This is a genomic window from Spongiactinospora gelatinilytica (genome assembly GCF_003236385.1).
GTDB lineage: Bacteria > Actinomycetota > Actinomycetes > Streptosporangiales > Streptosporangiaceae > Spongiactinospora > Spongiactinospora gelatinilytica.
Window position 1 is genome coordinate 1 of record NZ_POUA01000263.1, and the last position, 11,233, is coordinate 11,233.

An 11,233-nucleotide genomic window follows, 5' to 3' on the forward strand; every position below is an offset into this window, starting at 1 on the left:
GCTTCAGCACCTCCGCCTCGACCCGGCCGATCCGGGCGTGCGGGTCGAGGCGGAGGTGCTGAAGCTCGCCGTACAGCGGCCCGCGCTGCTCGGCCCCGGCTTCGACGCGCTCGGCCCGCAGGCGTTCACGCTGCCCGAGCACGTCGAGCTGTACGCCTGGATCCTCGGCGCGGGCGGCACCGCCCAGGCGGGCCCCGGCGGGCGTGAGTGGGTCGACCGGCTGCTCGACGGCGTGCCAGACGCGACCCGTCCGCTGATCACCCGGATGGCGGTGGAGGAGTTGCGCACCGAGGTGGGCGGCGAGGAGCGCTACGGGGCCGCGATGCTGGCCGCCCTGGAGGCCATCGCGGCCGACCGCGCCATCGCGCAGGTCAAGTCCCGGTTGCAGCGGCTCAACCCGGTCGAGGAGCAGCAGGAGTACAACCGCCTGTTCGGCGAGCTGGTCGCCCTGGAGCAGCAGCGCCGGGTGCTGCGCGACCGGGCCGCCGGCAGCCCCTGATCGCGGCAGGCCGGCAGGGCGCGCGCCCGCCCGGCGCCACATAGGGTGACCGTGAGCGGGGCCGGGCCGCGCGAATATCCCCGGGCGGCGCGTCCGCCCAGGAAAAGATCGCGTAATGGGCTTTACTTTCCGGTGGCCGGTTCTGCCAAACCTTAATCAGATCTCATTTTGGTAATGACCCGGGCCTTACCATCTGTGACAAAAATAGGTCTGCCGTTTTACGGGCCCAATACAGCAGACTGTGTTCCGTGGGTGCATCGGTGCTGCCAAGTGGGTCGCCATCGGTAGACCAGGTGGCGGACCTCGTCGCGAAGGGAAGAGAGCGCGGAAGTGTCACTGTCGATGACGTGGCCGCCGCGCTCGATCGATCCGAGCTGCCGTCGGACGCGCTGGAGCGCGTCGTCCGGATGCTCGCCGAGCAAGGTGTGGAGGTCCTTGAGCCGCAGGGCGATGAGGAGACCGCTCGGGTCGATGAGGAAGACGCCGGCAAGCGGGCGCCGACCAGCGATCTCGTGCGCATCTACCTGCGCGAGATCGGCAGAGTGCCCCTGCTGACGGCTGAGGAGGAGGTGGAGCTCGCCAAGTCCATCGAGGCCGGCCTGTTCGCCGAGGAGAAGCTGGCCGGTGGCGTGCTGCGGCTCGCCCATCCGGAGTTCCAGGAGCTGGTGTGGGACGGCAACCGGGCCAAGCAGCGGCTGATCGAGGCCAACCTGCGCCTGGTCGTCTCCATCGCCAAGCGCTACGTCGGGCGCGGCATGCTGTTCCTGGACCTGATCCAGGAGGGCAACCTGGGCCTGATCCGCGCGGTGGAGAAGTTCGACTACACCAAGGGCTACAAGTTCTCCACCTACGCCACCTGGTGGATCCGCCAGGCCATCACGCGCGCGATCGCCGACCAGGCCCGTACCATCCGCATCCCGGTGCACATGGTGGAGACGATCAACAAGCTGGTGCGCGTGCAGCGCCAGCTCCACCAGGACCTCGGCCGCGAGCCCGCGCCCGAGGAGATCGCGCTGGAGATGGACCTCCCGGTCGATCGGGTCGTGGAGATCCAGCGGATCGCCCAGGAGCCGGTCTCCTTGCAGTCGCCGATCGGAGAAGAGGACTCCGACCTCGGCGACTTCATCGAGGACGCCGACGCGGTGGTGCCGATGGAGGCCGCCGCGTTCATCATGTTGCAGGACCAGCTCGATGACATCCTGGCGACCCTGTCAGAGCGCGAGCAGCGCATCATCCAGTTGCGGTTCGGCCTGTCCGACGGCCATCCGCGCACGCTGGAGGAGGTCGGCAGGGAGTTCGGGGTGACCAGGGAGCGCATCCGCCAGATCGAGTCCAAGACGCTCGCCAAGCTGCGTCACCCGACCAGGGCGCAGATGCTCCGCGACTATCTCGACTGACCGCCCGGCCGGCGCTCAAGGCCGCACGATCGCACAACTGAACATATCAACAGGAATGCCTCTACCCATCGGCCGGGCGAGCCCGCTGCGGGCCCCAGAGCGCGTTTCTTGATCACCTCAATTCAACGAGATAACACCCCAGGGGTGTTCACCCGGGACATAACACCGCAAACTAAATGAATGGAGGCGCGGCCCTCGGTTGACGACGCCGCGCTCGGGCGCGAGGCACTCTCCGTGCTCGACGCGAACTGGACGGGTGCGGCCACGGTGCCCGCCCCCGGGCTCTATCCGCACCAGTGGAGCCTCGACTCCGCCTTCGTGACGATAGGGCTGGCCAGGACCAACCCCGAGCGGGCCAAGGCCGAGCTGGCGGGGCTGCTCGGCGGCCAGTGGCGGACCGGCATGGTCCCGCACATCCTCTTCCGCACGGCGGGCGGCTACTTCCCCGGGCCCTCGGTCTGGCGCTCCCACGAGCACGCCGCCGCGCCGCGCCACGTGGCCACCTCGGGGCTGACCCAGCCGCCGCTCCAGGCCCTGGCGGCCTGGTGGATCTGGCGGTACGCGACCGGCCGCGAGGCGGCGGACGCGTTCGTGCGGCGGCTCTACCCGTCGCTGGCGGCCCAGCACCGCTACCTGGAGACGGCCCGCGACCTCGGCGGGGCGGGGCTGGCGGCGATCGTCCACCCGTGGGAGTCGGGGATGGACGACAGCCCGCTGTGGGACGAGCCGCTCGCCGCCCTGCCCGCCGTACGGTACGCCTACCACCGCGAACTCCTGCCGGGCAGGCACTCGGACAACCACCACGACAGGTACGTGTCGCTGGCCTTGGGCTACCGCGACTCCGGATACGCCCCGGCCTACCTGCGCCAGGAGCACCCGTTCGCGATCGAGGACCCGATGTTCAACGGGATCTGGCTGGCCTCCTGCGAGGCGCTGGCCGAGCTGGCGCCGGTGGCGGGCGCCGACCCGCGCCCGCAGCGGGAGGCGGCCGAACGGATCAGGACGGCCATGACGGCCCGCCTGTGGGACCCCTGGGACGGCCTGTACTACGCCAGGGACCTGCGGACGGGGACGCCGATACCCATGGCCTCGGTCGGGTCCTTCACGCCGCTCGTGGACCCGTACGTGCCCACCGACCGGGTGTGGACCCTGGTGACCGCGCTGGAGTCGGGCAGGTTCATGGGCGCGGCCGGATACCCCGTGCCCAGCATCGATATCCGGGCCGCGCAGTTCGACCGCTCCCGCTACTGGCGCGGTCCCTCATGGGTGAACACCAACTGGCTGCTGCGGCACGCGGCGCTCGGGCACGGCCTGGTAGACCTGGCCCAGGCCCTCACCGCTCGCACGCTGCGCCTGGTACGGCAGGCGGGCTTTCGCGAGTGCTTCGACCCCTTCGACGGCAGCGGCCGGGGCTGCCGCGACTTCTCCTGGTCGGCCGCCCTGACCTTGGACCTGCTGGCGGACGCCGACTCGCCGGAGCCCGGCGCGCATCCGGCGGCCGGACTACGGGCCGGATCGGTGGCCCGGGCGCGGCCGGGTACTTTTGGGGCATGAGGTTCCCCATCGGCTCGCGCCGCCTGCCGCCCGGCGTCGAGGTCGATCCCCGCGATCGCGTACTCGCCCACGCCGGGACCACCGACGACGAAGGGCACGACGACGGGCACGTGGTGGCGACCGACCGCGCGCTCTACCTGCCCGGCGGCATCCGCGTGCCCTGGTACCTCATCGACCGCGGCGAGTGGGACGAGGCGGGGCTGCGCCTGCTCACCACCGACGGGGCCAGGCACGTGCTCCGGGTGCCCGAGCCCGGCCGTCTGCCCGATGTGGTCAGGGAGCGGGTGACCTGGTCGATCCTGGTCAGCAGGCACGTGACGCTGCCCGGCCGCGGCGGTGTCCGGCTGGTCGCCCGCCGGGTGCCCGACCAGGAGCAGCCGGCCTGGGAGTTCGTCTTCGACGAGGGTCTCGACCCCGACGACCCGGGGCTGCGGGCGCTCGCCGAGCAGGCGCTGGAGAGCCTGCGCCGCAGCTACGGCATCTGACCGCGGCCCGGACCGCCACGGTTGACCGGGTGCGACTCCTGGTTCCAGACGTCGCTGGTGTCGTCTTCCTTGTGCAGGAACGGCACCCGGTCGCCCAGCATGTCTCCCGCCTTGCTCCTGGCCGCCCCGGCGGCCTGTGAGACCCGCGCGCCGAACAAGCCCGCGGCCTCCTGGACCGCCGGGCTGTCCACCACTCGCTGCGCGGTCCGTTTGATCTGCTCGTAACGCTCTCGCCCGGCCCGGCTGCCCAGGACGTATCCAACGGCCAGCCCGATGGCGAACATCGCCCGATAACGCACCTATCCCACCTCCGCCTGTCGTAGATCCCCCGCTACCCCGCTATCGGGCTCCCTACCCCGCCGGATGGTTGGAGCACGCACCCGCGGATGTGCGCTAATCTAGACCCGCGCGCTGCGGACGGAGCCGAAAGGCCCGGCGGATCCGCAAGTGCGTGCGCGGTCCCGCGTAGCTCAATCGGCAGAGCGTCCGGCTGTTAACCGGCAGGTTACAGGTTCGAGTCCTGTCGCGGGAGCCACGAGAAAGGCCCTCGAGGTGATCCTCCGGGGGCCTTTTCGCTTGCGCCGGCGCGGGCGGCGGGGCTCAGATCAGGCGGCGGGCTCCGGCCGAGGGCACCGCGGGCAGGAAACGGGGGGCGGCCCAGCCGCGCTCGCCGTACGCGGCCGTCACACTGTCCTCTACGGCCTGGAGGCGGGGGGCCGGCACCAGGGCGATGACCGAGCCGCCGAAGCCGCCTCCGGTCATTCTGGCCCCGCGAGCGCCACCGCGCACGGCCGCCTCCACCGCCACGTCCAGTTCGGCGCAGGAGACCTCGTACTGGTCGCGGAGCGACAGGTGCGAGGCGTTCAGCAGCGCGCCGACCTGCTCGACCGCCCCGGCGCGGAGCAGCCCCACGACCGCCTCCACCCGGTGGTTCTCCGTCACCACGTGCTGGACCCTGGCCCGTTCGTCGCCGCTCAGCGTGCTCAGGGCCGCCGCGAGGTCGCTCACGTCGCGCAGCGCCGCGACGCCGAGCCGCTTGGCGGCGCTCTCGCAGTCGGCCCGCCGCCGCGCGTACTGGCCGTCGGCCAGCTCGTGGTGGACGCCGGTGTCGATGATCAGCAACGTCAGGTCGTGCGCGGCCACGTCGAGCGGGATCGTGCGGCTGCCGAGGCTCCGGCAGTCCAGGAACAGCGCGCGGCCCTCCGCGCCGAGCGCGGAGGCCGCCTGGTCCATGATCCCGCAGGGCATGCCGACGAAGTCGTTCTCCGCCCGCCGCGCGGCCACCGCCAGGTCCATCCGGCCCAGCCCGAGCGCGTGGAGGTCGTTCAGGGCGAAGGCCACGGCGACCTCCAGCGCGGCGCTCGACGACAGACCGGCCCCGGCCGGTACGTCGCCGTCGATCGCGATGTCGGCCCCGCCCACGGCGTGCCCGGCCGCGCGCAGCGCCCAGAACACGCCCGCCGGGTAGCGCGCCCACCCCGCGGCCTGCTCAAGGGCGTCCAGCGTGACGGGCTCGGCGCCGGCCTGGAGGGACAGCAGCCGCACCACGCCGTCGTCGCGGCGGGAGGCGGCGACGTTCACCCCCCACGGCAGCGCGAAGGGCAGCACGAGGCCGTCGTTGTAGTCGGTGTGCTCGCCGATCAGGTTGACCCTGCCGGGGGCGTGCCAGACGCCCTCGGGGGCCGTGCCGTACGCATCGCGGAAGGCATCGACAACGCGCATGGGCGCACACTCCTCCAAGTCAGGGAAACCTGACGTAGGTTAGCGTGCCGTGGACATCACCCCGCTGACCAGCGTCGCCGACGAACGGCTGGGCGGCGTGCGGCTGCTGCTCAAGCGCGACGACCTGATCGACCCGGAGATCATCGGCAACAAGTGGCGCAAACTACGGCACAACCTGGCCGGGCTGCGCCCCGGCCGGCCGCTGCTCACCTTCGGCGGGGCCTACTCCGGGCACCTCCGCGCGGTCGCCGCCGCCGGCAGACGGCTCGGCGTGCCCACGATCGGCGTGGTCAGGGGCGAGGAACGGCTGCCGCTCAACCCCTCCCTGGCCCTGGCCGCGACCTGCGGCATGCGGTTGCGCTACCTGGACCGGACGACCTACCGGGCCAAGCACACCCCCGAGGTGATCGCCGCCCTGCGCGCCGAACTCGGCGACTTCCACCTGATCCCCGAGGGCGGCAGCAACGCGGCCGGGGTCCGCGGCTGCGCCGAACTGCCCGCCGAGATCACCACCGGCTACGACGTCATCTGCGTTCCGGTGGGCACCGGCGGCACGCTCGCCGGGATCGCGGCCGGCCTGCCGCCCGGCCGCCGCGCGCTCGGCTTCGCCGTGCTCAGGGGCGCGGGCTACCTGGCGGGCGAGGTGGCCCGGTTGCAGCGCGAGGCGTACGGCGAGCCGACCGCCAACTGGGATCTCGACCTGGGCCACCACTTCGGCGGCTACGCCCGTGTGCCGCCCGGGCTGGAGGCGTTCGCGGCCGGCTTCGAGGACCGCCACGGGCTGGAGGTCGAGCGGATCTACGTGGCCAAGATGCTGTACGGCATCTACGAGCGGGCCCGCGCCGGCCGCTTCCCGCCCGGCACGCGGGTGGTCGCGGTGATCACCGGAAGGCGTTCGCCGCCTCAGCCCTCCACGCCGGTCGCCCCGTGCGCGGCGCCCACCGGCTTGGACTCGGGCGATCCGCGCTGACGCAGGTAGATCGACAGCGCCACCATCGAGGCGACCGCCAGCATCTCCGACTGCCAGTTCTGCAGCGTGCGGTTCCAGAATTCGGGCGACAGCACGTACGCGCCCCAGTCGAGCGGGTCGCTGAGCTGACTCAGCCGCTCGCCGTTGAAGGCGGCGAGCCCCGCGACCGACTGGCCCAGCCAGGACAGCACGAAGATCAGGCCCATCACGATGCCGAGCGAGTTGGCGTACAGCAAATGCGCGAGCCCGCGCGAGCGGGCGAACCGGGAGGAGCCCTCGTCGGCGTACCGGCCCACGCCCTGTTCCCGGTCGGACTCCCTGCCCTCCTGGCCGGGCGGCTTGGACTCCGGCGACCCCCGCTGCACCAGCCACACGGTGACCAGGATGAACGCCAGGAACTGCAGGTACTCCGACTGCCAGTTCTCCGCCACGTCCACCGCGTACTCGGAGGAGGTCACATAGGCCGCCGGCGAGATCGGCTCGCCGCCGCCGGTGATCTGCCGCTGGTTGTAGTCGGCCGCGCCCGCGAACGCCTGGCCGACCAGCGAGGCGAGGAAGGCCAGCAGGAAGAACAGGGCGAGCGCGTTGTCACGGATGAAACGGGTCATCTGCCGCCCCTCACCTGTGCAGCAGGCCGGCGGTGCAGAACCACGCCAGGCCCACGACGATGATCGTCAAGGTCGCGTAGAAGACGAACCGCACGGCCTCACGCCTCCACTTCGCAGTCGTAGGGGCCGGGCGGGTCGGGGCGGCAGCCCGCGCCCCTGACCAGCCAGCCTTCGGCGAATCTGTGCAGGAAGACCGTGTCGGTGGTGAGCCGTACCTGGGCCTCGTCGCCCCACACCGAGACCTGCCTGACCGTGCCCTCGCCGGGCAGCCCGAGCCGCAGTACGGCACTCGCGCAGCCGCCCTCCTCCTCGGCCAGCGACTCCGCCGCCTCGGGGGCGAGCAGCGCGCACGCCGCCGCGCCCTGCCCGTCGCGCACTTCGTCCAGGAACCGGGCGGTGGCGGCCTGCGCGGGTCCCGCGCCCGCGGGAGCCGCGCAGCCGCAGGCGGCCATCAACGCGGCGGCACAGACGATCAACGGCACTCTCATGGCGTGGCCCTACCCAGGACGGCGGCGCTTATGGGTCCCAGCAAAAAGGGTGGTTTTGCCATGTTTCACCGGAATCCGCGATCATTGCGGCATGGCGCTGTTCGATATGCCCCTCGCCGACCTGCGGGGCTTCATGCCGCCGCGCGCCGAGCCCGAACGGTTCGACGAGTTCTGGCAGGAGACCCTGGAACAGGCCAGGGCGCATCCGCTGGACCCCGTGCTCGCCCCGCAAGATGTCCCGCTCGACCTGGTGGACGTCGCCGAAGTGACCTTTTCCGGATACGACGGGCACCGCATCGGCGGGTGGTTCGTCCGGCCCCGGGACTCGGCCGGACTGCTGCCCTGCGCGGTGCGCTAACTGGTGTACACGATGGGCCGGGGGCACGCCCACGAGTGGCTGGCGTACCCGGCGGCCGGGTTCGCCACGCTGGTGATGGACACCCGGGGGCAGGGCGGCGGCTCGGGCGTCCCCGGATACACGCCCGACCCGGCGGGGAGCGGTTCACCTGAGGTCCCCGGCTTCCTCACCAGGGGCCTTTCCGCGCCGGAGGACTACTACTACCTACTACCGCCGCGTCTACGTGGGCGCGGTGCGTGCCGTGGAGGCCGCGCTCGTCCTGCCGGGCGTGGACGCCACGCGGCTCATCATCGCCGGGGGGAGCCAGGGCGGCGGCATCGGGCTCGCGGTGGCCGGGTTGGCGCCGGAGATGGTGATCGGCGCGCTGCTCGACGTACCGTCCCTGGTGTGCTTCCGGCGGGCGACCGAGATCAGCAACGTGGGCTCGCGCGCGGAGATCGCCGAGTACCTGCGCACGCACCGGCGCGACGTGGAGGAGGTTTTCGGCGTGCTCGGATACTTCGACGGGATGCACTTCGCGGTTCGCGCCACCGTCCCGGCCCGGTTCTCCGTCGCGCTGATGGACCAGATCTGCCCGCCCTCGACGGTGTTCGCCGCCTACAACCACTACGCGGGGCCGAAGGAGATCCGGGTCTGGCCCTACAACGGGCACGAGGGGGGCGGCGGCGAGCAGGAGGCGGAGAACCTGGCGGCGGCCCGCCGCCTCGCCTTCGGCGACCTCGCCGCACGCTGAGCACCGGGCCCGCGGCGGGGCCCTGGGGCGGGAGACCGTGTGGGGGCCGCGCCCGGAGTCGGCTCCGGACGGCACGCCGGTACGGGTTGCGGGCCGGCCCTTCCGGCGGGACCACACACGATCTCCACCCCTTTTGGTACTGCATCCCTTTCCGTTATGTATTACGGCGGGTGGGTCAGGTGGGGATTCACCCCGTTGTCATGGAGGTCGCGGCAGGGTAGGAGTTGACCTCATGGAGGTCAATCAAGCACGGTCCGTGACGGAGACAGGACGACGCCGCTGGGCCGCGCTCGGCGTTGGCTTGATCGCGTCCTTCATGACCCTGCTCGACGTCAGCATCGTCAACGTCGCGCTGCCGTCCATCCGCCAGGCCCTGCACGCCCCGGAGAGCGCGTTGCAGTGGATCGTGTCCGGCTACGCGCTGGCGTTCGGGCTGACGCTCGTGCCCGGCGGGCGGCTGGGCGACGCGCGCTCCCGCAAGACGATGTTCATGACCGGGCTCGTGGTGTTCATCACGGCCAGCGCGGCGGCCGGGCTGGCCCACGACGTCTGGTGGCTGGTGACCGCCCGGTTCCTGCAGGGGATGGCCAGCGGGCTGATCAACCCGCAGATATCCGGGCTGATCCAGCAGTTGTTCCGCGGGGCCGAGCGGGGCAAGGCGTTCGGGTCGCTGGGCACCACGGTCGGCATCGCCACCGCGGCGGGGCCGGTGCTCGGCGGCCTCATCCTCGGCGTGGCCGGCACTGAGGAGGGCTGGCGCTGGGTGTTCTACGTGAACGTCCCGGTGGGCCTGCTGGCGCTCGCGCTGGCCAGGCACCTGTTCCCGGCCGGGGAGACCAAGCGCTGCGAGAGCCTGGACCCGATCGGCATCGTGCTGCTCGGCTGCGGGGTGGGCTCCCTGCTGCTGCCGTTCGCCCAGGCCAGGGAGTGGCACAGCCCCGCCAAGTGGCTGCTGCTGCCGCTGGCCGCGGCGCTGCTCACCGCCTTCGTCCTCTGGGAGCGCCGCTACGCCCGGCGGGCCACCCCGCTGGTGAACCTCTCGCTGTTCACCAAGCGCTCCTACGCCCTCGGCGCGGCGCTCATCCTGCTCTACTTCGCGGGCTTCACGGCGATCTTCTTCACCTTCACCCTCTACCTGCAGAGCGGGCTCGGCTTCAGCCCGCTGGCGGCCGGGCTGGCGATCACGCCGTTCGCGCTCGGGTCGGGCGTGGCCTCGATGGTGGGCGGGCGGATCGTCTCCCGCTACGGCCGCACCCTGGTCGCCGTCGGCCTGTGCCTGGTGCTGACCGGGCTGCTCGGCACGCTGCTGGCCGTACAGCTCGCGACCGGGCCCGACGTGGCCTACGCGATGGCCGCGCCGCTGCTGATCGGCGGTGTGGGCAGCGGCCTGGTCGTCTCGCCCAACGCGACGATCACGCTGTCGGAGGTGCCGGTCGCGGGCGGTGGGAGCGCCGCGGGCATGCTCCAGACCGGGCAGCGGATCGGCGCGGCGTTCGGCGTGGCGGCGGTGGGCTCGCTGTTCTTCGCCACGGTGGCCTCGACCGGGGGCGACTGGGCCTCGGCCTTCGAGCACGCGCTGCTCATGCTGTGCGTCTTCGTGCTGGCAGCGCTCTGCCTGGCGGTGGCCGACCTGCTGAAGGGACGGCGTGACGAACACTCGCCGGAACACCCACGGGAGCAACGCGGCGCGCACTCGCCGGAACGGCCCGGCGGCCATCCCCGGCCCGGCGAGTGACCCGGCGTGACGGCGGGCGGCCTGCGGTCAGGTGTACGGCGGGCGGTCAGGCGTACGGCCTGCGCTCAGGTGTACGGCGGGCGGCTAATGGCCCTGGCGGGACAGGCGGTCGAAGAGGTCGAGCGCGGCCTGGCGCACCGGGGCGGGCGTGAGCCCCTGCAACACGTCTCTGGCCTGCGGGATCGTGCGCGTCGTGGCGCACGTGATGGCCACCGACGCGGCGGCGGCCTGGTCGAGCGAGCCGGCGGGCAGCTTGTCGGCCATCTCCCGGGCGCTGGAGGCGAGGTCGAGGTTGTCCCTCATCGGCGGGGTGGTCATGGGCCCTCCTTGACTTGCGGCGGCTCAGGGCCATTGTCGGCCACACGGGTCCTTCCAGGATGACGCACCCCTGCGAAGCGAGGCGTCACCGGTGCCTGTTCTGGCGCATCCGCGCCCCAACGGGCGGACCCGCACCCGGCCGGGTGCGGGTCCGCGCCAGGGCTCATCAACGTGTGGGGGTCATGGTAGCCCTGTGTTACACCTGTTGCCAGAGGGAGGGTGCGTTGGGCGGCTCCCAGCCGGTCAACGCGGTGTGTCCCTGAACGCACCGGTAGGTCGAGCCACCGTAGGTGACCGTGCTGCCGGGCTGGTAGTTGGTCCCGACGGCCCAGGTGCCGCCAGGGGTCGTCGGCTCATCGGTGGGCG

At 72.1% G+C, this 11,233-nt stretch carries 13 protein-coding genes, 1 tRNA gene and 1 pseudogene; 9 read left to right on the plus strand and 6 right to left on the minus strand.

Annotated elements, in window-relative coordinates; translation table 11 throughout:
• The 4 genes from dnaG to C1I98_RS27065 all read left to right on the plus strand — a co-directional run.
• On the plus strand, positions 1 to 499 hold a 499-nt coding region (dnaG, locus tag C1I98_RS27050), incomplete at its 5' end, for a DNA primase (RefSeq protein WP_497845595.1).
• A gap of 293 nt (positions 500 to 792) precedes the next feature.
• Positions 793 to 1,896: an RNA polymerase sigma factor RpoD gene (rpoD, locus tag C1I98_RS27055; RefSeq protein ID WP_397559723.1), complete on the plus strand. Its 1,104-nt coding sequence runs from the start codon at positions 793 to 795 to the stop codon at positions 1,894 to 1,896.
• A gap of 180 nt (positions 1,897 to 2,076) precedes the next feature.
• Positions 2,077 to 3,450 (plus strand): amylo-alpha-1,6-glucosidase, encoded by a 1,374-nt coding sequence (locus C1I98_RS27060; protein ID WP_111170241.1) that lies wholly within the window; start codon positions 2,077 to 2,079, stop codon positions 3,448 to 3,450.
• The gene (locus tag C1I98_RS27065) at positions 3,447 to 3,935 is read left to right on the plus strand and encodes a hypothetical protein (protein ID WP_111170242.1); all 489 of its coding nucleotides are present in this window, start codon (positions 3,447 to 3,449) and stop codon (positions 3,933 to 3,935) included. The genes C1I98_RS27060 and C1I98_RS27065 overlap by 4 nt, the downstream gene beginning before the upstream one ends.
• Here C1I98_RS27065 and C1I98_RS44380 read toward each other — a convergent pair.
• Entirely contained in the window at positions 3,923 to 4,234 is a 312-nt protein-coding gene (locus C1I98_RS44380) for a YtxH domain-containing protein (protein WP_233508225.1), read from the minus strand. The two genes, C1I98_RS27065 and C1I98_RS44380, sit on opposite strands and share 13 nt — an antisense overlap.
• Before the next feature lie 160 nt (positions 4,235 to 4,394).
• Between C1I98_RS44380 and C1I98_RS27075 the strand changes: the two genes are divergently transcribed.
• Positions 4,395 to 4,470, plus strand: a tRNA-Asn gene (locus C1I98_RS27075).
• Between the two features lie 65 nt (positions 4,471 to 4,535).
• Here the strand turns inward: C1I98_RS27075 and galK are convergent.
• Positions 4,536 to 5,657: a galactokinase gene (gene galK, locus C1I98_RS27080; protein ID WP_111170243.1), complete on the minus strand. Its 1,122-nt coding sequence runs from the start codon at positions 5,655 to 5,657 to the stop codon at positions 4,536 to 4,538.
• Positions 5,658 to 5,706: 49 nt separating this feature from the next.
• Here galK and C1I98_RS27085 point away from each other — a divergent pair, with 49 nt between their 5' ends.
• Positions 5,707 to 6,627 (plus strand): 1-aminocyclopropane-1-carboxylate deaminase/D-cysteine desulfhydrase, encoded by a 921-nt coding sequence (locus C1I98_RS27085; protein WP_111170244.1) that lies wholly within the window; start codon positions 5,707 to 5,709, stop codon positions 6,625 to 6,627.
• Here C1I98_RS27085 and C1I98_RS27090 read toward each other — a convergent pair.
• Positions 6,561 to 7,235: a DUF6766 family protein gene (locus tag C1I98_RS27090; RefSeq protein ID WP_111170245.1), complete on the minus strand. Its 675-nt coding sequence runs from the start codon at positions 7,233 to 7,235 to the stop codon at positions 6,561 to 6,563. The genes C1I98_RS27085 and C1I98_RS27090 overlap by 67 nt on opposite strands.
• 98 nt (positions 7,236 to 7,333) lie before the next feature.
• On the minus strand, positions 7,334 to 7,723 hold the full coding sequence (locus C1I98_RS27095; RefSeq protein WP_111170246.1) for a hypothetical protein: 390 nt from the start codon (positions 7,721 to 7,723) through the stop codon (positions 7,334 to 7,336).
• Positions 7,724 to 7,856: 133 nt separating this feature from the next.
• On the opposite strand from C1I98_RS27095, the pseudogene C1I98_RS45375 reads away from it, so the two are divergent.
• From C1I98_RS45375 to C1I98_RS27105, 3 genes and pseudogenes are all read left to right on the plus strand, one after another.
• Positions 7,857 to 8,210, plus strand: a pseudogene (locus C1I98_RS45375) (acetylxylan esterase); the annotation flags it as partial.
• Between the two features lie 94 nt (positions 8,211 to 8,304).
• Positions 8,305 to 8,814 (plus strand): acetylxylan esterase, encoded by a 510-nt coding sequence (locus C1I98_RS45380; protein ID WP_306461925.1) that lies wholly within the window; start codon positions 8,305 to 8,307, stop codon positions 8,812 to 8,814.
• Between the two features lie 232 nt (positions 8,815 to 9,046).
• The gene (locus tag C1I98_RS27105; protein WP_199537249.1) at positions 9,047 to 10,549 is read left to right on the plus strand and encodes an MFS transporter; all 1,503 of its coding nucleotides are present in this window, start codon (positions 9,047 to 9,049) and stop codon (positions 10,547 to 10,549) included.
• Positions 10,550 to 10,633: 84 nt separating this feature from the next.
• On the opposite strand, the gene C1I98_RS27110 is transcribed toward C1I98_RS27105, so the two are convergent.
• Together C1I98_RS27110 and C1I98_RS45825 are read right to left on the minus strand one after the other, a co-directional pair.
• The gene (locus C1I98_RS27110) at positions 10,634 to 10,867 is read right to left on the minus strand and encodes a hypothetical protein (RefSeq protein WP_111170247.1); all 234 of its coding nucleotides are present in this window, start codon (positions 10,865 to 10,867) and stop codon (positions 10,634 to 10,636) included.
• A gap of 196 nt (positions 10,868 to 11,063) precedes the next feature.
• On the minus strand, positions 11,064 to 11,233 hold a 170-nt coding region (locus C1I98_RS45825; RefSeq protein WP_368773547.1), incomplete at its 5' end, for a carbohydrate-binding protein.